Origin of the sequence: Rickettsia endosymbiont of Ixodes pacificus (assembly GCF_000965155.1) — a bacterium.
Lineage (GTDB): Bacteria > Pseudomonadota > Alphaproteobacteria > Rickettsiales > Rickettsiaceae > Rickettsia > Rickettsia tamurae.
Window position 1 is genome coordinate 591,142 of record NZ_LAOP01000001.1, and the last position, 25,799, is coordinate 616,940.

The window sequence follows — 25,799 nt, forward strand, 5'->3', positions numbered from 1 at the left end:
AACTGTCCGGCTATATTATTTTTTATGCAACCTAGACTATAATAAAAACTATATCAAGATTTTTTAAAATAGTCTCATATATTTTTGTTAATTACATTTATTATACTCAATTGCAGCCTTAACAAATTCAATAAATAAAGGATAAGCTTCAAAAGGTTTAGATTTAAATTCTGGATGAAATTGTACTCCTACAAACCAACGAAGTGCCGGTAGTTCAATTATTTCTACAATCTCTTCATCTTTTGAAAAACCGCTAAATACTACTCCGTTTTTTTCAAAAATATTTTGAAATTCATTATTAAATTTATATCTATGACGATGTCTCTCATTTATTTCAAGGCTTTTATAAGCATTAGCTGCAATGGTACTTGCGACCAAACTACAAGGATAAGAGCCAAGCCTCATAGTCTTTTTTACATTTTCAATTGTTATTTTTGAGTCTTCACGGTTTTTATTTATTTTCTCAATAATTTTTGTACCGTCTACTTTAAATTCTTCCGTTACTGCATCTTTAATACCGATTAAATTCTGAGCTATTTCGATTGTCGCAAGTTGCATACCGAAACATATTCCAAAAAAAGGTATGTTATTAGTACGGGCATATTTTATTGCTATAATTTTTCCTTCAGTTGCCCGTTTTCCAAATCCGCCCGGTACTAAAATCCCGTCTATATCTAATAATTTTTTATTAATATTCTCTTCAGTTAGATTTTCAGCATTTATCCATACTAAGTCAATTTTGTATTTGTAATAAATACCTGCATGATCAAGTGCCTCGATTACTGATTTATAAGCATCTTTTTTAGCTATTATAGCGTTTCTTACTTTTGAATTAGAATCTTTTAGCCTACCAATTATATCATGCCATTTATCTAATTTGGACGGCACGACATTAATATTAAAAAATTTTAATACTTTATTGTCAAGACCTGAATTATGATACGCAATCGGTACTAAATATATATTTTTTTGATCTATTGCCGGAATAACATATTCAGATTCTATATTACAAAATAAAGCTATTTTATCTATTTCGCTTTTTGAAATATTACGTTTTGCACGACAGACTAGTATATTAGGTGAAATACCTATAGCACGTAATTCTTTAACTGAGTGTTGGGTAGGCTTTGTTTTTAATTCACGGGCGGTTTTAACATAAGATAATAATGTTAAATGAATAAATAAACAATTTTCGCTTTTTAATTTGTTACCGATTTGCCTTATAGCTTCAAAAAACGGTAGACCTTCAATATCATCGACTGTACCGCCTATTTCACAAATAATAAAATCAAAACCCTTGGTGTTTGAAAGTATAAAATCTTTTATTATATTCGTAACATGCGGGATGATTTGAACGGTAACGCCGGTGTAATTTCCTAAACGTTCATCTTTAAGTAATTTTGAGTATATCGCTCCTGTCGTGATGCTATCAAACTTGCACGAGGAAACTCCGGTAAAACGTTCATAATGGCCAAGATCTAGATCGGTTTCTGCTCCGTCATCCGTTACATATACTTCCCCGTGTTCGTGAGGATTCATAGTCCCAAGGTCGACGTTAAGATAAGGGTCTAGTTTTCGTACGCAAACTTTAAATCCTTTCGCTTGTAATAGCATAGCAAGAGATGCTGCCGTTAGACCTTTACCGAGTGATGAAACAACGCCGCCGGTAACAAAAATGAAACGTACCATTATTTATTATAAACCTAGTTTACTAATATTTTCGTAAAATTTTACTGTTTTTTTTAAGTCTTCTTCCGTATCTACGGAAATAGGAACATTCTCAACTAAACATGTACCTATAGTCATACCGTTTTCAAGGACACGTAATTGTTCTAAACGTTCTGTTTTTTCTAAAAAAGTTGGCTTAAGAGATACAAATTTTTCTAAAGCGTTTTTGCGAAAACCATACATGCCTACATGATATAAAAATTCTTCTGCACCGTTTGGAATAAGACTACGCGAAAAATACAATGCTTTTCCCGCTGAGTCAACCGCTACGGTAACATTACTACTAGCTTCCACTGATTCCCTATCTACTTTTACTACCGGTGTAACAATATCGTATTCGCTGTTTTTTAAATATTCTATAATTTTCAAAATAGAGCTAGGTTCAATGAAAGGTATATCTCCCTGTACATTAACTATGTAATTAATATTTTGATTATTTGGAATTAATTTAAAAGCTTCATAAGTACGATCAGTGCCGGTAGGGATATTGCTATCGGTAAATATTACTTTCCCTCCGACTTTTTTAATAATTTTTGCTATCTCTTCCGAATCGGTTGCAACGTATATATGCTCAAGGTTAGCCTGATTTACTTGTTTGAATACCCGCTCGATTAAAGTTATAGAGCCGATAAGCTGTAAAGGTTTTTGTTTAAGCCTAGTTGAACTTAGCCTTGAGGGGATAATTATAGCCACGTCCTGATGCTGCATAAACTGCCTATATTTAAATTAAAAAATAATTGTTGACAAATTAGCCTTTTTTGGCGATAAAGTAAAACATAATTTTTGAATATATTTTATACTTAGATGTCATCCCGTGGCTTGACCACGGGATGACACACAGAAAAAGCATAAATATATTTAAGAGCTCGTAGCTCAGTCGGTAGAGCATTTGACTTTTAATCAAAGGGTCCCGGGTTCGAATCCCGGCGAGCTCACCACATCTCTATATTGTGGGTTTGTAGCTCAGCTGGTTAGAGCACACGCCTGATAAGCGTGAGGTCGGAAGTTCAAGTCTTCTCAAACCCACCACTAAATCCACCGCAACAACAAAATCTGTATTATCATAATTTAAATAAGGTGATCATTTATTAATATTGCTAAGTTAGGATTATATTGTCAAACTAAGGTTTAGATTGTGAAAAAATACAAATTGACTGAAGAAGAACAAGAAATATTAGATTATTTTGAAAAAGGTGAACTTTTAGAGTTACCTGGAAAAGAACTAGAGAACCAAAAAAATATAGCTAAAATCGCAGCAGCTAATTTTTTTAAAAAATCGGAAAGAATTAATATTAGATTGCCGTTATACGATTTAAATCATATAAAAAGAATTGCAGCACAGGAGGGGATGCCTTATCAAACTCTTATTTCTAGTGTTTTACACAAATACGCATCCGGATATTTAAAATTAGATAAATTAGATAAATTGGGTTAATCAATAATTTCTTTATATAAATAACATTTTTTCTCAATTAGTCTTTTTAGAGGTAGAAAAAGATTATCAGTTAAGTTATCAAGAGCAAACCACTGCCAACTTTCTACCTTGTCAGGTTCAAGATTTTGTAATTCATGTTCATTTAAACAATGAGCTTTAAGAAAAATCGAGACATAATGCTTTTGCTCTTTTTCAAAAAAATTGTTAGTCACCGCTATAAATTGTGGGTTTTCAATGATTAGATTTGTTTCTCCAAATTCTAAATGTCCACCGGCAGGAGCATAACTAGATTCACCGTGAGAACCAATACGCTTGCCTAGTAAAATCTCATTTTGCTATTAAAAACTATAGCGCCTATACCGATGCGTGGGTTGTTAGTCATGTCTAACTATTAACTCTTGATTGACTTATTAATATCGTATGTTAACTTCTAAAGCAAATAAAAAAATATTGCTTATTTAAATACCGTGAGCTATTTGTAGATTATATTTAATATTTACCTGTAGTTATGAATTCTACCAATCAATCACAAAATAATAGCTTAACTATCTCTTGGCTTAAGCTTGGTATTTTATCCTTGGGGTTTGCAGGTTTATATTCAATTATTTTGGTGGTATTACGTATCCCGCAATTATCAAGCTTTTTTCCAAATCCTCATATTTTCAAATCTGCTTTAATTATTCATGTTAATTTATCGGTATTAGTTTGGTTGTTGTCCGTTACGGCTAGTGTTTGGTCTATGTCATTCCCGCGAAAGCGGGGATCCAGTATATTTTTTCTGGATTCCCGCTTTCGCGGGAATGACATACTGTGCAAACTTGCTTTCCTAAGCACGATACTTATAGCCATCTCCCCAATAGCAGGGCATAATCCGGTGATGAATAATTATATACCGATGCTTGAAAATATCGTATTTATTTTGGGGTTAAGCTTATTTGGCGTTACGCTACTATTATATGCTATAAATATTTTATATTTCTTCGATTGGATGAACTTAAATAGTCTAGTTAATTTTACCGTATTATCGACTATTATAATGTTTATTTTAAGCTTTGTTTGTTTTGGATGGTCTTATAATGGTTTGCAAAACATTATCCAAATTATTCCTATCGAGATAGAATTTTATTATGAATTACTTTTTTGGAGCGGAGGTCATTTACTACAATTTATATATACTCAAATATTAATATTTATTTGGGTTAGTTTATTTAGAGAGTTAATAGCTAGAGAATTGAAATTTCAAAAATTCTATCTTTTCTTACTTTATTTAAATTTTATTTTCGGCATTATTGCTATATTCGGTCATGCGTCTTATGACATTATCGATGGAGCCTTCAAAGAATTCTATACAAATCATATGAAATATCTAGGCGGTCTTGCTCCTGTTTTATGTTTGGTCGGTATGGGGTTTGAGTTGGTATTTTTATGTCATCCCCGTCCATTATGTCATTCCCGCGAAGGCGGGAATCCAGAAAAAAAAGAATGGATTCCTGCTTACGCAGGCATGACATATTCTATCATCAAAACCATCTTACTCTGCTCCATTACTTTATTCCTACTTGGCGGACTTATAGCAATGAATATCTCAGGTATAAATGTAGTAATCCCTGCTCATTATCACGGGTCTATAGTAGGGATTAGCATTGCTTGTATGGGGTATAGTTATTTGGGTATTATAGTGTCTAAAAATAACAATGTCATCCCGCGGCTTGACCACGGGATCCAAAAAAAAACAAAGAAAAGCTGGATCCCGTGGTCAAGCCGCGGGATGACATTGTAATCTACCTCCTAACATTCGGGCAGATTCTGCACATACTGGGACTAGCACTCGCCGGTGGTTACGGTGTTATGCGGAAAGACTCAAATAGCGTAATGCCGATGTCAGCTAAGCTATTAATGGGAATGATGGGCGGAGGAGGGCTTATTGCTATAGTAGGTGGCTTGATGTTTGTATATATTTGTGTTAAAGTAATGTTTTTAAAAGTATAAAACTATGAGTAAACCAACTAGAGAAGAAGCTAAAGAAGCAGTAAGAACATTATTAAAATTCATTGGTGAAGATCCTAATAGAGAAGGGTTACTTAAAACTCCCGAGAGAGTAATTAATAGCTATGAAGAGATATTTTCCGGTTATGAAAAAGATATAGCTGAAATATTAAGTACCAAATTTTACGATACTTGTAATTTTCAGGACTTTATCTCGCTGGAAGGCATAAAATTTACCTCTTTTTGTGAACATCATATGTTACCTTTTAATGGTACGGTATATATAGCTTATATTCCTGATAATTGTATTATTGGTATAAGTAAGCTAGCACGAATAGTAAATATTTTTGCTAGAAGGCTACAAATTCAAGAAAAAATGACGGTACAAATAGCAGAAAGCGTACAGGAGAATTTAAAGCCGCTTGGCGTTGCCGTTAAGATTTCTGCCTTGCATAGTTGTATGTCGATGCGCGGAGTGATGCAAGATAACAGTGTAATGAACACTATGCATTGTACAGGTATATTTGCGGAGCAGCAGAAATATCGCCATGAGTTTTTAAACCTTACCTCGAAAAGGTAAAATATTGTTTTTGTTGTCATCCTGCTGGCGTTGTATGGATTGGATAGTCGGGTCGTCATTGCGAGCGACTGAAAGGAGCGTGGCAATCTCAGGACTTTGGCACGAGATTGCTTCGTCAAAATTTTCAATTTTTCCTCGCAATGACGGAAAAATATATTAAACTAAAAAAATTCTATGTTATTATCAAAATATTTTTTACCTGTTTTAAAAGAAGAGCCAAGTGAAGCTCAGGTAACTTCGCATAAATTAATGCTTAGAAGCGGAATGATTAGGCAGCAAGCGGCAGGGATTTATACATGGCTTCCGCTCGGCTTAAAACTATTGAAGAATATCGAGAATATAGTACGCTTAAATATGAATAAAGCAGGAGCTTTGGAAGTTCTAATGCCTTGCATTCAACCGGCACATTTATGGATGGAATCGGGACGTTTTGATAATTACGGTAAAGAAATGCTGAAATTTCAAGATCGCCACGATAATACTTTACTATTCGGTCCGACTAACGAAGATATGATTACGGATATTTTTCGTCATAATATTAAGTCATATAAGGATTTGCCGAAAAATCTTTATCATATCCAATGGAAATTTCGTGATGAGATTAGACCCCGTTTTGGCGTTATGAGAGGTCGGGAGTTTCTTATGAAAGATGCTTATTCTTTTGATATAAATGAAGAAAATGCCGTTAAGACCTATAATCAAATGTATCAGGCTTATATTAATACTTTTCGGGATTTAGGCGTGTTTGCTATTCCTGTTATTGCTGATAACGGTCCAATTGGCGGCAATTTAAGCCATGAGTTTCATATAATCGCCGAAACCGGTGAAAGTACTATTTATTACGATAAAAGATTTAAGACATTAAAAGATAATCCTGATATCGATGTACAGGAAATTAAAAGTTGGTATGCGGCAGCTGAAGAAAAGCATGACGTAAATAAATTACCTATATCTGAACAAGAAATAACTAGCAGTAAAGGGATAGAAGTGGGGCATATTTTTTATATCGGCTCAAAATATTCGGTTAATATGAATGCTCTAATTAATGACGAGCATGGTAAACTAACTCCTGTAGAAATGAGTTCTTACGGCATAGGCATTTCAAGGTTAGTTGCAGCTATCATAGAAGCAAATTGCGATGAGAAAGGTATCATATGGCCTTCTAGCGTTGCTCCTTTTAAAGTTTCTCTAATTAATTTAAATATTCATGATAGTAAATGTGTAGAGCTTGCGGCAAAAGCTTATAAAGAGCTATCTGCTCAAAACATAGAAGTACTATATGACGATACCGAAGCACGTGCCGGCAGTAAATTCGCTACGCACGATCTTATCGGTTCACCTTATCAAATTATAATCGGTCCTAAAAAAGCAGCAGATAATATTGTTGAGCTGAAAAACCGTAAAAGTGGGGTGATAGAAGATATTGAGATAGGTAGTCTAATGAGTGTATTGTAAAATAAAGAGATATACGTCATTGTGAGGAAATTGCATAGCAATTGACGAAGCAATTTCAGGAGAGTTTGTTATTATTTCATGAGATTGCCACGACGCAGCCTACGGCTGCTCGCAATGACGATTTTGGAGTCATGCAACAAGGCTAATACCCTATGGGAATGATATAGAAAAAATTTCTTCGTAGACAATGATAGTATCATATAATGAATAGTAAACCGCCTTTTCAAATAACTAATAAAATCTTGGAGTTATCACAAGATATTTCTTATGAGCTTGGTATTTTAGCCGGTAGCAAGCTTTACTCTCAACCTATAAAACTTAGAAAAAATAATCAAATTAAAACCATCCATTCTTCTTTAGCAATTGAAGGAAATAGTTTAAGTGTAGAGCAGATAACCGATATAATAAACGGCAAGCGTGTACTTGCACCTGAAAAAGATATTTTAGAAGTAAATAATGCTATAAAATTATATAATGATTTAACCATGTTTGATCCTTTTTCGTTTGAATCATTATTAAAAGCACATGAGATATTAATGCAAGGATTAGTAGAAGATAATGGAAAGTGGCGTAAAGGTAATGCCGCTATATTTAAAGACACGGAGATTATGCACCTCCGGCAAGCCGTGTATCTTTATTAATGCAGGATTTATTTGAGTTTATAACACAAGATAAGAATGTTTCCGGAATAATTAAGGCTTGTATATTTCATTAGGAGTTTGAATTTATCCATCCTTTTTCAGACGGGAATCGGTAGGTTATGGCAACAATTATTACTAATGCAAACTAATAAAGTTTTTGAATATATTTCCGTTGAAAGTTTGATAAGGAATAATCAAAGTGAGTATTATAGTGTTTTACGCAGGTGTGATAAGCTTGGTGAATCGACGTTATTTATCGAGTTTATGTTTGATAAAATAGTTGCAGCATTAAGATTATATAGTAATAATATTACATATGAGGCAAATACGCCTTTATCTAGAATGGAATTTGCTAAGGTTAATTTAATAGATAAATGGTTTTCTAGAAAAGATTATATTAATGTACATAAAAATATTTCTACGGCAACGGCTAGTAGAGATTTGTTATATGGTTTAGAGCATAAATTTTTAATAAGCAAAGGTGATAAGAATCAGACTTATTACAAGTTTGTGTAGTTGTTATACGGTTACAACGTGTCATTGTCACCCCGTGGTCAAGCCACGGGATGACAAAAAAAGGATTAACATGAAAAATTTTATAAAATATTTGTTTTTTACCGGTCTATATATAGTAGTGATGATAATAGTTGCTTATATGGTTTTGGCTCAAACTATTCCTAATGATGGGCAGTGTCATATGATGGATAGACCGCTTGTTATTCATTACATCTTAGCAGCAATTATTACCGCTTTACCGACACTAATTTTAATATATAGTAAAAAGAAAAAGTAAATATATGATTGGTAAATTAAGCGGTAAAGTTGATTCCCAAGGCGATGATTATGTTATAATTGACGTAAACGGGGTAGGGTATCTTGTTTATGCTTCGGGTAAAACTTTAGGTAAACTTGCTGAAGGGGAGTTTTATAAACTATTTATAGAAACCCATGTTAGAGAGGAACATATTCATCTTTACGGTTTTCTGACTCTAGAAGAGAAGAGTTTTTTTAATTTGCTGCAATCAGTAAACGGTATCGGTACAAGAATGGCTTTATCTATCTTATCAAGCCTTACACCTTCGGATATTCAAATTGCTATAAATAATGAAGATAAAAATATATTTAAAGCAATATCCGGAGTGGGAGCTAAACTTGCTGAGCGTATAGTGTTAGAGCTGAAAGGTAAAGTAGCGAAAATATCAAGCGGCTCAACTATTATTAAAGATAGCTTAAATATTAAGAATATTACACTCGTCGCAAGCAATGAAGTAATAAAAGCTCTAGTAAATCTAGGCTTTTCTAGATTTGAAGCTCAAAACGCCGTTCAAAGTATCGTTACCCAAAATCCCGAAATCTCTATTGATCAGTTAATCAAAACAGCCCTAAAAAATCGAAATGCTAATTTTTAGAAATATCGATTGAAATTAGTTTAAGGAAATATTTAATTTCATTCCTAGAGCTATAGCAGCACGGTCTAAGGTATCAAGGGTGACATTAGGATTATTAGGGTTTAAGAGTCTATCTACAGCTGATCTACTAGTTTCCATTTTTTTCGCCATTTCTGATTTTGTTATATGCTTTTGTTCCATAATTTGCTTTATTTGTTGTGCAAGAATACGTTTATGAGCTATTGCCGTAACTTCTTCTAATATTCCAATTTTATCAAGAAAGTCATCAAAATTAGAACCTAAATGTTTTGGATTAATTTTATTCATAGTTCTACAAAAATAAGCGATTTAGATATAAGTGGGATATTTTTTGATAATGTTAATGTTCCTGCCTTATCCTCATTTGTTAAAAATACTAATCGGATGCTATAAAAGAGAATAAAAGCTTAATTGGATTAATATTTTGGTTATAAGATAGGAATGAAATCTCAAGATAGACAAGCATTAGATGCACAAATTACAGAAATAACTGATGAAAATAATCTTACTCTAAAAGATGTAGCAGAAGTTTTAAAAAATTATTATGAAAATCCTAATATGATATTATCAAATGAGATATTTGGTCATTATTTAAAGGTATATAAAGGATTAAATAAAAATTATCTTAAAGAAGAATTAAAAAACTTAGGAGTTACTGATACAGAAAAATTTTTTGAAACCGTAGATAAACTTGGAGAAGGGTAACTAGTTTCTGTGAAGAGGGCTAATATAAAAGTCTAAAATAATTTATAGCATAAAACTATTTTTCCGCTATTATTAGTCATTATATTCGATTTAAATTAATGACTAATATATTATCACCCGAAAAAAGTGAAAATGATCAAGAATTGCCGATAAGACCGTCATATTTGCAAGAATTTGTCGGTCAACAGCAGATTAAAGAAAATCTTTCGGTATTTATTAAAGCTGCAAAATCTCGAAATGAACATCTTGATCATACTTTATTTTACGGTCCGCCCGGTCTTGGTAAGACTACGCTTGCTAAGATTATCTCTAATGAAATCGGTGGTAATTTCAAATCTACTTCCGGTCCTGCTATACTTAAGGCGGCTGATCTTGCTGCTATTCTCACTAATCTTGAAAAGAACGACGTATTATTTATTGATGAAATCCACCGTTTAAATACTGCGGTTGAAGAGGTTTTATATTCTGCTATGGAAGATTTTGAGCTTGATATAATTATCGGTGAAGGACCTGCCGCAAGGTCAGTGAAAATAACCTTGCCGAAATTTACCTTAATCGGGGCTACCACACGCCTTGGGCTGCTTAGTAATCCTTTGCGTGATAGGTTCGGTATTCCTATGCGGCTAAATTTTTATAATACCGAGGAGCTTAAGAAAGTTTTAAATAGAGCAAGTAAACTACTTGATATTGATTTGACCGATTCGGGTTCTGAAGAAATAGCTAAGAGAAGTAGAGGAACGCCAAGAATTGCATTAAGATTGCTTCGTCGTATAAGAGATTTTGCGGCAGTTGACGGTAAATCAAGAGTAGATAAAGAAATCTCTGATTTTGGGTTAAATCGTTTGGAAGTTGATCGCATAGGACTTGATAGCAATGATTATCGTTATTTGAAATTCATAGCGGATAATTATAACGGCGGTCCTGTCGGAATTGAAACGATCGCCGCTGCCTTATCTGAACAGCGTGACGCACTTGAAGAAACCATAGAGCCTTATCTTATACAGATAGGTTTACTACAAAGAACTCCTAGAGGTAGGGTAATCACGATTGCCGCTTTTGAGCATTTGAAAATGCCGATACCGAATCAATCACATCATCAATTTAATATTTTTAATGAGAATGAATAATAATTTGAATCATGATTATACAGCCGCAGATGTTATAAGGAGGCTGATAAAAGATCATGTTAAACCTTACGCAAATAAAATATATTTTTCGATATTTTGTATGGTTATTGCAGCACTTTGTACGGCAGTGATTGTACATGCGGTTAGACCTATTATTGATAAGATTTTTTTAACACATGATAAGAAAATGCTTATAATAATGCCTATAGTGCTGATTGCTACTTTTTTCATAAAAGGAATTTCAGAGTACTATCAGAATTACCTAATAAAATTTGTTGGGCAGAGGGTACTAAACGATTTACAGATAAAAATGTATGAGCATTTGTTATTTACCGATATTTCTTTTATTCAAAACCAATCTTCAGGACGTTTAATATCTCGTCTTACTAATGATATTTCTTTGATGCGTGGGGCTGTTTCTAATTTACTTGTCGGATGTGCTAAACATTTTCTAACTGTAACATGTTTAATAATAACGATGTTTCATTTAGAACCGCTATTATCTTGCGTAGTTTTTCTTGTTTTCCCTTTGGCCGTTTATCCGGTGCAAAGGATGGGCAGAAAGATAAGAAAAATATTTTCACAATCACAAGAGGAGCTTGGGCATTATACTTCTAGGCTTGATGAAACATTTCAGTCAATTAAGATTATTAAATCTTTTGTAAGCGAAAAAATAGAAAGTAATAGAGCATCGTTGATTATTAATAATATTTTAGAGTTCTACAAAAAAACATCTAAGCTAGATGCGGTGGTTTCACCGATTATGGAGGGTTTAAGCGGTCTTGCAGTCGGAGGGATGGTATGGTACGGAGGTAATTTAGTCCTTGAGGGTAAAACAACACCCGGTGCATTATTTGCTTTTTTAGCTGCCTTTGCTGCAGCTTATAGACCGTTTAAAAGTTTGGTATCGTTAAATATTAATTTGCAAGAAGGAATAGCAGCAGCTAAGAGGGTATTTAGTATTTTGGATACCGAACCTCTTATTAAAGATCATAAAGATGCTAAAGAAGTAGATTTATATAATCCACAAATTACTTTTGAAAAACTGGCTTTAAGTTTTGAGAGTAAAATAGCTATAAAATATATAGATTTAAAGCTAGAGCCTCATAAAATGATTGCGTTTGTCGGGCGTTCAGGTAGCGGTAAGACGTCGCTTAGTAATTTATTAGTGCGTTTTTATGATCCAAATGAAGGAAGAATTTTAATTAATAATCATGATATTAAAGATATTAAGCTTACTTCACTTAGAGGTCAGATTTCCTTAATTACTCAAGATACTCATTTATTTGATACAAGCGTTGCAGAAAATATAGCATACGGTCAGGAAAACGCTACAAGAGAAGAAATAATTAGAGCAGCGAAATATGCAGATGCTCATGAGTTTATTATGCATCTGCCGAATGGTTACGACACGCAGATAGGAGTGCAGGGGACGACTCTTTCAGGCGGTCAGCGTCAACGTTTATCTATTGCTAGGGCTTTCTTAAAAGACGCACCTATTTTAATTTGGGATGAAGCAACAAGCAGCTTAGACCAAGCTTCCGAACAGAAAATTCTAGAATTTTTAAAGAAATTACGCCAAGGAAAAACCACTTTAATTATTACGCATCGTTTAAGCAGTATTACCGACCTTGATAACATTATTGTCATGAAAAACGGTGAGATTTGTGAGCAGGGTACTCACACACAATTACTTAAGAATAAGGATGAGTATTATAGATTGTATAAGGAGTTAAGAGAAAATGGTTGATTTATAAAGTAAATAGCTCATATTTCTTAATTATTATTGAGGCACTCACTGTCATCCCGCGACTTGATCGCGGGATCCAGTAAAAAATAAAAATAAAGACTGGATACCGTGGTCAAGCCACGGTATGACACCGAATGCGTTTTTCGATCCACGCAACAACGCTTTCCCGCCTACGCAGGAATGACATCAACACAAGGAATACCACAATGCTCATTACCAAGATTTTTAAAGACTATCGATTATTTGAAATATTTATTTTAGGAATAATTAGCGGTATGCCGCTGGTTATAATTTTTTCTACTCTTTCGGTATGGTTAAAAGAATCTGGAATAGATATCGCTGTTATTACTACTTTTGCGGTTGCAAGGTTATCATATTCGTTAAAAGTATTTTGGTCACCGTTAGTCGATAATTTTAAAATACCTTTTTTAAGTAGGTGGGGACATCGAAAAAGCTGGCTTATATTATGTAGCTCTTTAATGGCTTTAGTACTAATTGCTATGAGCAAGGAAAATCCTGAAGTTTCTTTAACTTCTTTATATTTTTTGACTATATTATTAGGCTTTTTATCTAGCACGTTCGATATTGCCGTTGATGCGTTGCGTATAGATAAGTTTGATCAGGAAACACAAAGCATAGCTAGTGCAACTGCCGTATTCGGTTATCGAATCGGTATGCTTATTACAGGGGCAGGTGCTTTATATCTTGCAGAAATAACCGGAAATAATTGGCAACTAACTTTCTTTGTTATAGCTATAATATTTGCCGTTGCAACGATATTTATAATAACCGTAAACGAAAAAGAATTAGTAAGAGAAAAAATTAATATTACTTCATGGATTTCTACAGTAATTAATCCTTTCAAGGATTTTTTCAAAAGAGAATTTGCCGTAACTATTTTACTTGCGGTAATATTTCTTAAATTAGGCGATGCTATGCTTGGAAGCGGTTGCCTCACCTTTTTATATAGAACTTGGTTATACAAAAGGCGAAATAGCAATAATCGCTAAACTTTATGGATTGATTGCAACCTTAGTCGGTGGTTTTGCCGGTGGTATTGTAATGTATAGAGTGGGAAATTTTAAAGGTTTGATTTTATACCGGTATTGCCCAAAGCTTAACGCATTTTGCATTTATTTGGCTTAATCACCAACCTCCTTCTTTTGAAGCTTTATTAATTGCTATTACTATAGAGAATTTTGCTGCTGCTATGGGGGCTACTGCTTTAGTCGGATATATAGGTAATTTATGTAATAAAAAATATTCGGCAACACAATATGCTTTACTTAGTAGTGCTAGTAGTTTATGTAACAATACTGTCACTATTTATGCCGGAAAACTCGTAAATATGATGGGCTGGGACGGTTTTTTCATCTTTACTATAATTTTAGCCTTGCCTGCTTTATTTATATTAATGTATCTTAATAAAAGGGTTAATGTGTAGTAATATTTGTTGTATTAGGCAAAAAAGTAAGCTGTCATACCGTGGCTTGACCACGGTATCTAGAAATATAACTAAAAATACTAATTATTAGTATTTTTAACTGGATCCCGCGATCAAGTCGCGGGATGACACAGTATTTTACTTGATTTAATTTGAATAATATTTTATTTATTTAAAATGTTTAGTAAATTTTTATTACCTTATATTTTTATTTCAACATTTTTCTTTGCTCCCATAAGCGAAGCGAAGAAAGCTGTAAAAAATACACCTAAACCTCCTGTTCAAACTAGTTTAGTAATTGATGCAAAAAGCGGTAAAGTGTTGCAGGCCCATAATTCACAAATTCGGATTTATCCCGCTTCTTTAACTAAGCTAATGACTCTATACTTAATGTTTGAATCAATTGAAGCCGGTAAATTGCCTTTAGATAAAAAATTACTTGTATCAGCAAAAGCTTCAAAAATGCCGCCTTGTAAGTTGGGTTTAAAAGCAGGGGAAACTATAACCGTTCGAGAGGCAATTAATGGGTTAATTATAAAATCCGCTAATGATGCTGCTGTAACGGTTGCTGAGAATATGAAAGGTTCAGAGAAAGCTTTTGCTCATTTAATGAATGTTAAAGCTAAACAGCTCGGTATGAAGAATACCTATTTTAAAAATGCTTCAGGTTGGCATGACCCATTGCAGCAAACTACCGCAAGAGATATGGCTAAACTTGCTATGGCCCTGAAAAGAGATTATCCAAAATATTATCCGTTATTTGCTAAAACCAGTTTTGTATTTCGTGGAAACATAGTAAACGGACATAATAGAGTTACTAAAAATTATCAAGGTGCAGAAGGCATGAAAACAGGTTTTCATACACCGGCAGGTTATAATTTAGTAACTACCGCTTCTAGGAACGGCAAATCATTGATTGCCGTTGTTACAGGAGGCAAAAGTGCCGCATCTCGTGATCAAAAAATGATGGGGCTACTAGATCAGCATTTTAATATTAAGCCTATAGTCCCTAAACCTTCAATTAAGCTTGCCTCTAATAATAAATCTACTACAAAAGCTAAATCAAAAATAATAAAGAAAAAGAATATACGTAGTTGATATGCATCGTCTGCGAGCGGGTATTGTTGCATGGATCAAAAAACGTTTGTCATACCGTGGCTTGTCCACGGGGTCTAGTTAAAATAGTATTTTTATTTGTTTTACTGGATACCGTGGACAAGCCACGGTATGACACCAAACGTGCTTTCCGAGCCATGCAACAACGCCTACGACTACTCGCAATGACGATTTAATATTCACTCATCTTTTAAGGATTTACGGCTAGCTTATATTTCAGATTTACAAGTTTTATATGACAATTAACGCTACATTTATTGTTTTTTGTAACTTTAGTAGATGAAGATTTTTTAGCTAAAGTTTTACTTTGTGGTTTTTTTAGATTAATATTTTTTAGAAATTTCTCAGTTTCATTAGGTAAATATTCTATTTTTACTTTAGTTATACCTTGATTTTTAAATGCTAAAATTTCAGCCGCCTTTTGAGAAACATCTATTATACGATTTTTCTTAAAAGGACCTCTATCATTAACCATTAAAATTACTGATTTATTATTGGCTTTGTTGGTAACTTTAACTAAGCAAGGAAGCGGGAGAGTTTTATGTGCGGCAGTTAATAAATTTCTATTAAATCTATCACCGTTAGCTGTTTTTTTACCATGAAAACCGTCTTTACGTCCACCGTACCATGAGGCATAACCTGTTTCGGTAAAAGATTTAGGGTTGTGAGGTTTGTAAGTCTTTCCTTTTATTTTATAATTTTTTCCAACTTTATAATGTCCTTTATAAGTTAGATTATGAGGATCATCTTTTGATAATTCTTTGTATGAATATTTACGGGAATAAGGTAATCTTTTTGAGGTATTACAACCGCTTAGACCAAAACAAAAAATTAACAAAAGTATTAGACCCCTTGCATAACTTGCTCTTAAAGGTAATTTGTACGTCAATCCGGTATCCTCACGTGGCATTGTTGCGTGGATCAATTTCACCTCTGTCATCCCGTGGCTTGACCACGGGATGACACAGTCGATTTTACTGGTCTACGTAACAAAGCCTCCTCACGTACTAAAGTGTACGCTGCGGTGCTGCGTTCCGTGTTTCCTTCAAATTCCTCTTTATTAGCTTCGTTCTGCAAGAGGTCTAATTTGAATTTATGATTCTTCACTATTATCATTATTTGTGTTAAAGTTATTCATTATTTTAGCGTAACACACAACTTTTTCAACACCTTTTATTTTTGATGCAATAGAAGCAAGCTTTTCTAGTTCTTCTTCTGATCTTGCAACTCCAAATAAATAAACAATATTATCTATAGTTAGAATAGTATAATTAGCAAATTTAATGTCTTTTCTGACTAAGTTTTTAGCTTTAATTTGCATGGTTATCATACTATCTTTAGTATATTGGGCTAAGTCAAAATGATTACTGTTTTTATTTACTTTTAACTCATTAATAACTTCTTTTACGCCTTTTTGATTCCAAGCAATTTCTACGGCTTTTAACGCATCAGATTCTTTTTGAATATTTCCTGTTAATAATACTCTTCCTTGTGATACTTCGACCTTTATTTTAGTACCTAAATCTCTAAAATTATTTTTTACTAAATCAGCTTTAATACCGGCAGAAGTCCTTGAATCATTTAATGTTTCAGACATTGGTTGATCTTTTGAAGCAACAATGACGGTAGTGGTTGCTGCGGTAAAAATGGCAGGTAAACAAGCAGATAGACTAAAAGAAAGAGCTATAAAAATTAGAACTCGTAATATCATAACAATAGTACCCTACGATTTTTAAAAAGATTGTATTTGTTCAAGAATTAACTGTTTGTTTATGTCATCCCCTATAGTACCGGGCCTTGTTGCATGGATCGAAAAACCTACTCGATGTCATTCCCGCGTGGCACTGTTGCGTGGATCAGTTTTTCTGTCATCCCGCGACTTGATCGCAGGATCCAGCTTAAAATACTAAAATTTTAGTATTTTAAATTGTTTTTCTGGATACTGTGGTCCAAAAGCCACGGTATGACACCGAACGCGTTTTTAGATCCACGCAACAATGCCACGCGGGAATGACATCGAGTAGGTTTTTCGATCCATGCAATAAGGCCCGGTACTATAAGGGGATGACATAGAGTAAAAATGGTAAGGTATTATATATCATATTTTACTATCCGGTAATTTATTCTTTAATAAAAGAGGTAATTGCAGTAAAATAAAAACAAAAGTAATAGGTATTACGCCGAATACTTTGAATTTTACCCATGTTTCATCTGAGAAATTACGCCAAACTATTTCATTAACTACGGCCATAAAAAAGAAAAAAGTCGCTGTTCTATAGCTTAAAGTTATCCAGCTTTCTTCTTTAAGACGTACTATACTCTCTAAAGCATATTTGATAAAGGGATTTTTTCTTATACCGCTCATGAGAAATATTATTCCAAAAATAACATATAATATAGTAGGTTTGATTTTTATATACATTGAATCGCCGCTAATTAAAGTAATGCTTCCCGAAACTAATAAAACAGCCGTAGAAATAATAGAAAGCTTGGATACTTTCTTATCTATAATATAACAAAGGGTAATACAAATAACAGAGGTAATAAGCATATAAAGAGTAGCGTTTTGTATACCGCCTCCATAAAAAAAGCCCGCAAAAAATGCTATTACCGGACCAATTTCTGATAAAAGTTTTAACATATTTAATTTAATTGTTCTTTTTGATAAAATTAATTTGATTCATTTTTTGTACTGATATTAAGGTATTTTTTGAATATCTTAATTTTATTTGTATGAAAATATTTATCAGTAATATAATAGTAAAATAGGCAAGTACTTGTAGCCCGTTAGGTCTTGCAATATAACCGGTAACAATATGTAAGATTTTACCTATCATACTTCTATCTGCTACTAACCATGAACTATCCCAAAGTTGATCGGATAAAAACATAACTAGACCGGAAGAGGTTAAAATACCTGCAGCACTTGCTGCAAATCCGCCTGCTATTAGCATTAATAATACGGTAGAGATTTTAAAAATATATTTTTGATTAGCAATCTTAATTAAACCGAAATATATTACTAAACCAAGTAAGAAGCCACTTGTAGCACCTATTATCACTCCTTGCAAGTAAATACTGCTTGGTATTGTTTCAACTGAAGATATGCTATATACTAAAATAATAATTTCTGCACCTTCTCGTAATATGGTAGTGGCAACTAAAAAAACCAACATGAAATAACTGGCATTACCTTCATGAATTTTTACCGATAAGTCGTTTATATGTTGCTTTACTTTTATACCGTAACCTTGCATCCATATTATTGTCCAGCTAATCAGAATTGTTATTAGTATCATAATTCCGGAATTGAATAACTCGTCGCCTATTCCGCCAAAAGATAAAGATAATTTACGTGTAAAAAATGCAAAAATTGAAGCAAATACTACTCCAAGCATTACTCCGGCAATAATATAAAGACGAGATTTTTCTATTTGTTTTGTTACGGCGAGTATTACACCAAGTAATAAAGATATTTCTAAACATTCACGAAACATTACTAAAGCAATTTTAAACATATTTTTATCTAATCATTAACAATTATAAAACCCTGAGCCGTATCTTGATGAAAATCTCCAAAAAATTCATATTTTCCGGACTTGAGAGGTGCAAGTATAATATTTATTGACTCATTTGGCATAACTATTTTTTCACGATGTAAATCATGACTTTCAAATTCTTCTACCGTATCATCTTCATTATGAACAATTAACCTTATCTTAGTAGATTTTGGTACTTCAACTATATTCGGAACAAATTTATGATCTTTTATAGCTATCTTTACTTCTAATATATTATCATTTGTTTTATTATCGGGACTCTTATTTGTAGAGATATAAATGATTGTTGCTAGAAATATTAAACCTACTATTATAATAATATTTTTGGTTTTTTTAATAATTTCCATACTAAACTCCTAGCTTAATTAAAGTTTAAAGTAAGATTCTTATATACTCGTTTAATTTGAGTTTTAAATTTTTAATAATTACAAAATTTATCCTGCAATTTTTATTAATGCTATAAGATATACAATTATTATCATTATGACAAGGATAGATAATAAAATATAATTTTTTTGTTTTTTATTAGCCCTATTTTGAAACTCTACTTCTAGAGGTAATTTATGCGTCAATCCGGTACTCGCATCCTCACGTACTTCTTTGTACGCTGCGGTGCTGCGTTCCGTGTTTCCTTTAAATTCCTCTCTATAAGCGAGTTTCAAAATAGGGCTAATATCCGATATTTTATTTTGTTTCATATTTATTTAAAATCGTTAATTTCAAGTAAAAGATATTCATTTATCGGTAATGATTCATGAGAAATAATTTTATTTATATTAGAACCTAAGGCTTTAAATGTTTTGCCTTCAGCAATAACACTGCGTGTTCCAACCGTTACTTTACCTTGTAAGGCATAAGAAAAAATTAAAGGATATGTAATATCGCCGATTTTCATATCTATTCGTTGTCCTTTTTCTTTAGAATCATATAATATTTTACCGTTTGATAATCGAGTAATTTTAGCATTAAAGCTTACTTTTTCACCACATAATAAAGGAACACGATAAGCTATCTCATCATCATAAATTTTCACTTCATTATTTTTAACAAAATTTTGCGGTAATATGGATTTTAAAATTACATTAACTTTATAATTATAAGCATCATCGAAGATAATATTATTACTATTATTAACGGCGTATTTTGCCGGAATAATAGCTTCTCGTGCTTCTCCTACCATCATACCGATTATTACATTATCTAAGCCAAGCATTATAGGAGCAGAGCCTAAAGTAAAAGTCTTAGTATCTTCAGATATTAAAGTATTGTTCATATCTGATATTTGATAAGATACGGTAACTACATGTCCGCAAGAAGCGGGACCGATATTACCGCTACCGAGCGTATTAATTTTGAACAGTGTTTTTACTAAATCCTTACGTACTTCAATAGTGTAATCATTAGGATTGATAGGTCCATTTAACGGTTGTAAAATATTTTCAAAGAATGCTTTCCCTTCTTCGGTTTTAAGAGCATTTATTACTATTTTTGAAACCGTACGTTCAAATAAATTACCGTTTAATGAAATAGGGGGTTCATTATTTATACTAGTTTGGTTTTCATCGGTAGATGAATTATTTGAAGCCGTTTGCTCTACAGTTGTAGGATTATTGTTGTCGGGAGATATTTTTAACTTTACTATATTGTAAAGTATTAGAATTACAATTATTAAAGATAAAAATTTTTGCATATATACTCGTTTAATTTGATACTAAGTCTGCGGTGCTCACGTAGTTTATCTACGTTCCTCTCCTTGACTTATATACTCCTTACTCTTTCCCAAATTAAACTTCGTCTATCTACTCTGTCATTTATCAGGAGTATATGTTTTAGTACAACAAAGTTTACTATAACAATCAATTACTTAATAATCAAATGAGAATAAAAATAATTTGATTAATAAAAATAATTGATTTAAATTTAGATGCAGAATTTTATAAATATAGTGGTGAAAAGTGAAAAAATTTATATTTTGTTTTTTATGTTTATGGACATTAAACATATTTGCTGCTTCTAAAACTTACCCTAATAAGCTTAATCGTTGTAAAATTACTAGAAATATATTTAATGATTATGAACCGAAAGTTTTTGAGACTACTAATAATTTATTACGTAAAACAGGAAGATTATCAAAATTTTACGGTGAAAGGATATTAATTAAAGGAAAAATATTGGATCAAAATTGTGTGCCGGTTGCAGATGCTAAAGTTTATTTATGGCAAGCAGGAAGCGGAGGTAAATATCCTTACGAACCTTTAAAAACTAGAGTTGATAAAAGAAGATTTACAAGTAAAAGCGATTCAAGCTTTACCGGTTCCGGTATTGCTACTACTAATAATAAAGGAGAATATTACTTCATTAGTATGTTACCTTATAAATCTTCTCGTTATTTAAGAAGTGCAAATATAAGAATAGAGCATCCTAGCCTTACGACTCTCGAAACACGCTTAGATTTATCTGATAAAAATATGTGTGATAATGAATGCGGTGAAGTAAATCCGATATTAATCGAACCGCAGGAAAATATGCCGTCTTATTGTTTTGACTTAGTTTTGCAAGGTACGACGCTTAAGAGGTATTGATACAGTACGTCATTGCGAGGAAAATTACGAAGTAATTTGACTAAGCAATCTCAGGATATTTGACGAGATTGCCACGCAGTCTACGACTGTTCGCAATGACGTTTTGCCTCTTTCTGCGGTGCTTCTAAAGGCTTTTTTATACCACAACTACATAATGTAAGTGCTAATACGAATAAATAAAATGTCTTCATTACTATAAATTATTATATGACCTTAAGAAATTATAATAAATATCTTATATATATTATAGTATTTTTATTATCTATAACAATCTTTATTCCTAAAATTTATGCTAAGCATCAGGATAAATTAGGATTTTTAAGAGGTTCAAGCGTTCCTGATAATATAATTTTTTTTGATGAAGAAAAAAATCAATATTCTCTTGATCAGTTTGAAGGAAAGACTATATTGTTAGTGTTTTGGGCTACTTGGAGTGCTCCTTGTGTCAAAGAAATGCCTGACCTTGATATGTTGCAAAAAGATTTTAGGAAATTACCTTTTTCAGTAATTCCGATTTCAGAAGATTATCAAGACATAAAAGTTGTTAAAGAATATTTTAAAAGCTATCAAATAAGATATTTGCCGATTTATCATGATTATAGAAATGAATTATTTAAAGCTTTAGGGGTTGTTAGTTTACCGACTAGTATATTAATAGACCCAAACGGCAAAATAGTAACTAGCTTTGTCGGCAATACAAATTGGTATGACGAAAAAGTTAGAGATACTATTTTATCTGCCATTCCCGGAAATTATTCTGAACCTAAAAATAGTTATAACGAGCAATCTCTGAATAAACCGGCTAAGCCTTTGCCGCCGATAAAAAAGGATATAATTAAGGAAAGTACAGCACAAATTAAAACTGAGTAAAATTAATGAATGAAGTGAATAAATCAACTATGGCGAATGCAGAATTTGATCAGATAATAACCAAACGGCAGATAAGTAAATTAGATCAATTAGTTGCTTCGGTTTTTGGTGATTCTAAAGAGGTGATTGCCGTTTTACGCCTTAGCGGCGTTATCGGTAAAGTAAGTACTATGCAATCGGGACTTACGTTAGAATCATTAAATGAACTAATAGAAAAGGCTTTTAAAATAAAGAAATTAAAAGCGTTATGTTTAATTATTAATTCTCCCGGCGGATCTCCGGTACAATCTGAACTTATTGCGAAACGTATTCGTGACCTTGCTAAAGAAAATAAAATAAAAATTTATAGTTTTATTGAAGATATGGCGGCTTCAGGCGGATATTGGCTTGCTTGCAGTGGAGACCGGATATATGCTTCTTATAGCTCAGTTATAGGTAGTATCGGAGTAGTGTCAAGCGGATTCGGTTTTCATGAAGCGATTAATAAACTTGGAATAGAGAGAAGAGTTTATACGGAAGGAAAGAATAAAGCAATTTTGGATCCGTTTAAACCTATTAATAAAGATGACCTTAAAATTATTAAAGATTTGCAAAAGCAGGTTTACGAGCATTTTGTAGAATATGTAAAAACAAGAAGGGTAGGGAAGTTAACACAGCAAGACGAGATTTTATTTAACGGTGAATTTTGGGCAGGACAAACGGCTCTTGATTACGGTTTAATTGACGGCATAGGTGATATGTATAGCGTAATGAAAGAAAAATTCGGCGATAACATAAAGTTTCAATATCTGTGTGCTAAGCAGCCTTGGCTTAAAAAGAAACTCGGTATGTCAAGTAAAATATTGGCAGATAATTTTGCTAATTCTTTAATTGATGCAGTTGAAAATAAAATTATTAACGATAAATTTGATATGAAATAATATGACAATAACACAAGTTAAAATTAAAAAACTAGAAAATTTTTCCGACAGTTTGCCGGAATATGCTACAGAGCATAGTGCGGGGATGGATTTAATAGCCGCAAACGAGCAACCTATAACAATAAAAGCAGGCGAAATACAGTTAATTCCAACAGGTATCGCTATAGCACTACCGGATTCGTTTGAAGCACAGATAAGACCTCGTTCGGGTCTTGCCGTTAAATACGGTATTACGGTTGCTAATTCACCCGGTACTATTGATGCAGATTATCGAGGTGAAATAAAGGTCATTCTTATTAATCTCGGTAAAGAAGATTTCATTATAGAAAAAGGCATGCGAATTGCTCAAATGATAATCGCAAAGTACGAACGTATATTATGGGAAGAAAGTAGCACGCTTGAGGAAACAATGCGTGGTAGCGGCGGCTTTGGTTCTACGGGTGTTTGACAGTTGTCATCCCGTGGTTTGACCACGGGATGACAACTGCAACAAATCATAAAACTTATGAAAATAAAATTATTAATTGCTATATTTCTGTTATTAGCTTTAAAAGTAAATGCTAATTCTGATCCTGTAGATAATGTTAAGCAAGTTTTTACCTATATCGATCAAAAAAATTGGTCACAAGCTGAAGATTTAGCTCTAGAAGTAAATAGTAAAGTTTTAACAAAAATTGTACTTTCTCAGAAATATTTAGATAATAAATATTCAGATAATAGTTTTGAGCAGGTAATAAGGTTTTTACGCAATAATCCGGATTGGCCTCAAAATAAGCTGCTTGAAGAAAGAGCGGAAGAGTATCTAAGTAATAGTACGAATAAAAAAATAATTTTTGATTGGTTTAATAAACATCCGCCTCTTACCGGCAAAGGTTATAAATTTTATGCAATTGCTGCAAGTAGTTTAATCAAAGATCAGAAAATATTACTACCTATTATTAAGGAAGCTTGGGTATATGCCAATTTCACTCCTGAAGAAGAAAATGCATATTACAATAAGTGGCATAAATATTTAACTGCAAATGATCATTTAGAGCGAATAGAAGAGCATTTATGGAAAAATGATATTAGGTCTGCTGAGCAATCGTTAAAATATGTAGATCAAGGCTATCGTAATTCTTTTAAAGCACAAATTGCTATTATAGGTAAATCACCGAATGCCGAAAAGCTTTTTAGAAGCGTTCCTGAAAAATACTATACTTCCGGTTTATTATATCGTTATTTAGATTCTAAAAAAACACAAAAGCCGACAAAGGAAGTTATTACTTTGTTTAAGAAAGCTAAAAATAACCGTAAACATTTTGCTAAATGGTGTCGTATTCAATCCTATTATGCTCGTGAATTCATCGATTACAAAGATTTTGCTAATAGCTATAGAATGGCAACGCTTCCTTTTGCTACTTGTCCTGAAACTATAAGGGAGCAGGAGTGGCTTGCGGGCTGGCTTTCTTTAAGTTTTTTAAAAAAGCCTGATCAAGCATTAGTGCATTTTAATAAATTTATTAAAGTTGTTAAGACTCCGATTAGTTTGGCACGTGGATTTTATTGGCTCGGTCGTACTTATGAAGCAAAAGGCGATAAGCAAACGGCTAGAAAATTTTACGAGCAGGCAGCCAAATATTCTTTTACCTTTTATGGGCAGGTAGCAAATATTGAATTAAATAGGACAAAGTTAGTTTTACCTCCTATTCCCGTAATAACTTCTGAAGAAAGGAAAACTATAGAAAATAAAGAGATTATTAAAGCAATAAGGTTATTGGTTAAATATAATAAAAACTACTTAGCCATGATATATTCCAAAGCAGTGATTAAAAACACTAAAAATCCTGCAGAAATTCAAATAATTGCGAATATTATTAAAGCAAATAATAATACTAATCATATGGTTGAGGTAGCAAAAATTGCCGCCCAAAATAATGCTTTTATTCCGGATTGTGCTTTTCCAACGCCTTATAATCTAGCAGGTTTGCCTATCCCACCTCATTTAACTTATGGAATAATTAGACAAGAATCGGTTTTTGATCATAAAGCAGTAAGTTATGCAAATGCTATGGGTCTCATGCAACTTATTAAAGTTACTGCTTGTGATACCGCAAGATCTATAAATGTTAAATGTAATGTAGCAGACTTAACTAGAAATCCGGTATATAATATTAAACTTGGTTCGCATCATTTCAAAAAATTATTAGATGATCATAAAGGTTCTTATATTCTATCCATTGCTTCTTACAATGCCGGAAGTCATAATGTAGTAAAATGGATAGATAGGTTTGGTGATCCAAGGGATATAAAAGATACAAGAAAAGTTATTGATTGGATAGAACTTATACCTTATCGAGAAACAAGAGATTACGTTCAAAGAGTACTTGAAAATGTTCAGATTTATCGGGTAATCTTAAATAAGAATAGTAGCTTGTACTTTAAGCGTGATTTACATGCTTGTGATATAGCAAAAAGTTAATTTCTATTAGTG

General features: G+C 32.7%; 24 protein-coding genes, 2 tRNA genes and 6 pseudogenes. 20 read left to right on the plus strand and 12 right to left on the minus strand.

The window, feature by feature from the left end:
* Positions 1 to 87: 87 nt before the first annotated feature.
* Together REIP_RS03225 and REIP_RS03230 are read right to left on the minus strand one after the other, a co-directional pair.
* Positions 88 to 1,689, minus strand: coding sequence for a CTP synthase (locus tag REIP_RS03225; RefSeq protein WP_045803817.1), 1,602 nt, complete (start codon positions 1,687 to 1,689; stop codon positions 88 to 90).
* Positions 1,690 to 1,695: 6 nt separating this feature from the next.
* Entirely contained in the window at positions 1,696 to 2,436 is a 741-nt protein-coding gene (locus REIP_RS03230; protein WP_045803818.1) for a 3-deoxy-manno-octulosonate cytidylyltransferase, read from the minus strand.
* A gap of 154 nt (positions 2,437 to 2,590) precedes the next feature.
* On the opposite strand from REIP_RS03230, the gene REIP_RS03235 reads away from it, so the two are divergent.
* From REIP_RS03235 to REIP_RS03245, 3 genes are all read left to right on the plus strand, one after another.
* A tRNA-Lys gene (locus REIP_RS03235) sits at positions 2,591 to 2,666 on the plus strand.
* A 14-nt stretch (positions 2,667 to 2,680) separates the two neighbouring features.
* A tRNA-Ile gene (locus tag REIP_RS03240) sits at positions 2,681 to 2,757 on the plus strand.
* Between the two features lie 106 nt (positions 2,758 to 2,863).
* The gene (locus REIP_RS03245; RefSeq protein WP_045803819.1) at positions 2,864 to 3,163 is read left to right on the plus strand and encodes a CopG family antitoxin; all 300 of its coding nucleotides are present in this window, start codon (positions 2,864 to 2,866) and stop codon (positions 3,161 to 3,163) included.
* Positions 3,164 to 3,258: 95 nt separating this feature from the next.
* Here REIP_RS03245 and REIP_RS08470 read toward each other — a convergent pair.
* Positions 3,259 to 3,545 (minus strand): annotated as a pseudogene (locus REIP_RS08470) (nucleotide triphosphate diphosphatase NUDT15); the annotation flags it as partial.
* Positions 3,546 to 3,671: 126 nt separating this feature from the next.
* Between REIP_RS08470 and REIP_RS12350 the strand changes: the two are divergent.
* The 7 genes and pseudogenes from REIP_RS12350 to ruvA form a co-directional block, all read left to right on the plus strand.
* Positions 3,672 to 4,838, plus strand: a pseudogene (locus REIP_RS12350) (hypothetical protein); the annotation flags it as partial.
* Positions 4,839 to 5,011: 173 nt separating this feature from the next.
* Positions 5,012 to 5,152, plus strand: a complete 141-nt coding sequence (locus REIP_RS13615; RefSeq protein ID WP_156147407.1) for a hypothetical protein — start codon at positions 5,012 to 5,014, stop codon at positions 5,150 to 5,152.
* A 4-nt stretch (positions 5,153 to 5,156) separates the two neighbouring features.
* Positions 5,157 to 5,729: a GTP cyclohydrolase I FolE gene (folE, locus tag REIP_RS03260; protein ID WP_023508265.1), complete on the plus strand. Its 573-nt coding sequence runs from the start codon at positions 5,157 to 5,159 to the stop codon at positions 5,727 to 5,729.
* A 174-nt stretch (positions 5,730 to 5,903) separates the two neighbouring features.
* The gene (gene proS / locus REIP_RS03265; protein WP_045803821.1) at positions 5,904 to 7,184 is read left to right on the plus strand and encodes a proline--tRNA ligase; all 1,281 of its coding nucleotides are present in this window, start codon (positions 5,904 to 5,906) and stop codon (positions 7,182 to 7,184) included.
* Positions 7,185 to 7,387: 203 nt separating this feature from the next.
* Positions 7,388 to 8,341, plus strand: a pseudogene (locus REIP_RS03270) (Fic family protein).
* A gap of 70 nt (positions 8,342 to 8,411) precedes the next feature.
* Entirely contained in the window at positions 8,412 to 8,618 is a 207-nt protein-coding gene (locus REIP_RS03275) for a hypothetical protein (protein ID WP_023508262.1), read from the plus strand.
* 4 nt (positions 8,619 to 8,622) lie between these two features.
* The gene (gene ruvA, locus REIP_RS03280) at positions 8,623 to 9,234 is read left to right on the plus strand and encodes a Holliday junction branch migration protein RuvA (protein ID WP_045803822.1); all 612 of its coding nucleotides are present in this window, start codon (positions 8,623 to 8,625) and stop codon (positions 9,232 to 9,234) included.
* 15 nt (positions 9,235 to 9,249) lie between these two features.
* Here the strand turns inward: ruvA and REIP_RS03285 are convergent, their stop codons facing one another.
* Positions 9,250 to 9,540 carry a helix-turn-helix domain-containing protein gene (locus REIP_RS03285; protein ID WP_045803823.1) on the minus strand — a complete coding sequence of 97 codons (291 nt, stop codon included), beginning with the start codon at positions 9,538 to 9,540 and terminating at the stop codon, positions 9,250 to 9,252.
* 153 nt (positions 9,541 to 9,693) lie between these two features.
* On the opposite strand from REIP_RS03285, the pseudogene REIP_RS03290 reads away from it, so the two are divergent.
* From REIP_RS03290 to REIP_RS03310, 5 genes and pseudogenes are all read left to right on the plus strand, one after another.
* A pseudogene (locus REIP_RS03290) lies at positions 9,694 to 9,980 on the plus strand (hypothetical protein).
* A gap of 75 nt (positions 9,981 to 10,055) precedes the next feature.
* Entirely contained in the window at positions 10,056 to 11,084 is a 1,029-nt protein-coding gene (gene ruvB, locus REIP_RS03295; protein WP_008579764.1) for a Holliday junction branch migration DNA helicase RuvB, read from the plus strand.
* A complete protein-coding gene (locus tag REIP_RS03300) occupies positions 11,071 to 12,834 on the plus strand; it encodes an ABC transporter ATP-binding protein (protein WP_410525688.1) in 1,764 nt (587 codons plus the stop codon). Before ruvB ends, REIP_RS03300 begins: the two co-directional genes overlap by 14 nt.
* 206 nt (positions 12,835 to 13,040) lie before the next feature.
* Positions 13,041 to 14,278 (plus strand): annotated as a pseudogene (locus REIP_RS03305) (AmpG family muropeptide MFS transporter).
* 177 nt (positions 14,279 to 14,455) lie between these two features.
* The gene (locus REIP_RS03310; RefSeq protein WP_008579766.1) at positions 14,456 to 15,376 is read left to right on the plus strand and encodes a D-alanyl-D-alanine carboxypeptidase family protein; all 921 of its coding nucleotides are present in this window, start codon (positions 14,456 to 14,458) and stop codon (positions 15,374 to 15,376) included.
* Between the two features lie 208 nt (positions 15,377 to 15,584).
* Here REIP_RS03310 and REIP_RS03315 read toward each other — a convergent pair whose 3' ends face one another.
* From REIP_RS03315 to REIP_RS03345, 8 genes and pseudogenes are all read right to left on the minus strand, one after another.
* The gene (locus REIP_RS03315; protein ID WP_410525689.1) at positions 15,585 to 16,334 is read right to left on the minus strand and encodes a septal ring lytic transglycosylase RlpA family protein; all 750 of its coding nucleotides are present in this window, start codon (positions 16,332 to 16,334) and stop codon (positions 15,585 to 15,587) included.
* 53 nt (positions 16,335 to 16,387) lie between these two features.
* A pseudogene (locus tag REIP_RS13620) lies at positions 16,388 to 16,510 on the minus strand (palindromic element RPE1 domain-containing protein); the annotation flags it as partial.
* Complete coding sequence (locus REIP_RS03320) at positions 16,488 to 17,105, minus strand: BON domain-containing protein (RefSeq protein ID WP_045803825.1); 618 nt, start codon at positions 17,103 to 17,105, stop codon at positions 16,488 to 16,490. The gene REIP_RS03320 and the pseudogene REIP_RS13620, both read right to left, overlap by 23 nt.
* Before the next feature lie 387 nt (positions 17,106 to 17,492).
* The gene (locus tag REIP_RS03325) at positions 17,493 to 18,035 is read right to left on the minus strand and encodes a septation protein A (RefSeq protein WP_045803826.1); all 543 of its coding nucleotides are present in this window, start codon (positions 18,033 to 18,035) and stop codon (positions 17,493 to 17,495) included.
* A gap of 7 nt (positions 18,036 to 18,042) precedes the next feature.
* Positions 18,043 to 18,912 (minus strand): FTR1 family protein, encoded by an 870-nt coding sequence (locus tag REIP_RS03330; RefSeq protein WP_008579771.1) that lies wholly within the window; start codon positions 18,910 to 18,912, stop codon positions 18,043 to 18,045.
* 8 nt (positions 18,913 to 18,920) lie between these two features.
* Positions 18,921 to 19,301: a cupredoxin domain-containing protein gene (locus tag REIP_RS03335; protein WP_023508247.1), complete on the minus strand. Its 381-nt coding sequence runs from the start codon at positions 19,299 to 19,301 to the stop codon at positions 18,921 to 18,923.
* An 87-nt stretch (positions 19,302 to 19,388) separates the two neighbouring features.
* The gene (locus REIP_RS03340) at positions 19,389 to 19,652 is read right to left on the minus strand and encodes a palindromic element RPE1 domain-containing protein (RefSeq protein WP_045803827.1); all 264 of its coding nucleotides are present in this window, start codon (positions 19,650 to 19,652) and stop codon (positions 19,389 to 19,391) included.
* 2 nt (positions 19,653 to 19,654) lie between these two features.
* On the minus strand, positions 19,655 to 20,644 hold the full coding sequence (locus REIP_RS03345; protein ID WP_045803828.1) for an FKBP-type peptidyl-prolyl cis-trans isomerase: 990 nt from the start codon (positions 20,642 to 20,644) through the stop codon (positions 19,655 to 19,657).
* Positions 20,645 to 20,909: 265 nt separating this feature from the next.
* Here REIP_RS03345 and REIP_RS03350 point away from each other — a divergent pair, with 265 nt between their 5' ends.
* The 5 genes from REIP_RS03350 (at position 20,910) to REIP_RS03370 (ending at position 25,787) form a co-directional block, all read left to right on the plus strand.
* Positions 20,910 to 21,536: a dioxygenase gene (locus tag REIP_RS03350; RefSeq protein WP_008579775.1), complete on the plus strand. Its 627-nt coding sequence runs from the start codon at positions 20,910 to 20,912 to the stop codon at positions 21,534 to 21,536.
* Between the two features lie 207 nt (positions 21,537 to 21,743).
* The gene (locus REIP_RS03355; protein WP_045803829.1) at positions 21,744 to 22,406 is read left to right on the plus strand and encodes a TlpA disulfide reductase family protein; all 663 of its coding nucleotides are present in this window, start codon (positions 21,744 to 21,746) and stop codon (positions 22,404 to 22,406) included.
* A gap of 5 nt (positions 22,407 to 22,411) precedes the next feature.
* The gene (locus REIP_RS03360; protein ID WP_008579778.1) at positions 22,412 to 23,326 is read left to right on the plus strand and encodes a S49 family peptidase; all 915 of its coding nucleotides are present in this window, start codon (positions 22,412 to 22,414) and stop codon (positions 23,324 to 23,326) included.
* Position 23,327: 1 nt separating this feature from the next.
* Positions 23,328 to 23,774 (plus strand): dUTP diphosphatase, encoded by a 447-nt coding sequence (dut, locus tag REIP_RS03365; RefSeq protein ID WP_045803830.1) that lies wholly within the window; start codon positions 23,328 to 23,330, stop codon positions 23,772 to 23,774.
* 57 nt (positions 23,775 to 23,831) lie between these two features.
* On the plus strand, positions 23,832 to 25,787 hold the full coding sequence (locus REIP_RS03370; RefSeq protein ID WP_045803831.1) for a lytic transglycosylase domain-containing protein: 1,956 nt from the start codon (positions 23,832 to 23,834) through the stop codon (positions 25,785 to 25,787).
* The last annotated feature ends 12 nt before the right edge of the window (positions 25,788 to 25,799 follow it).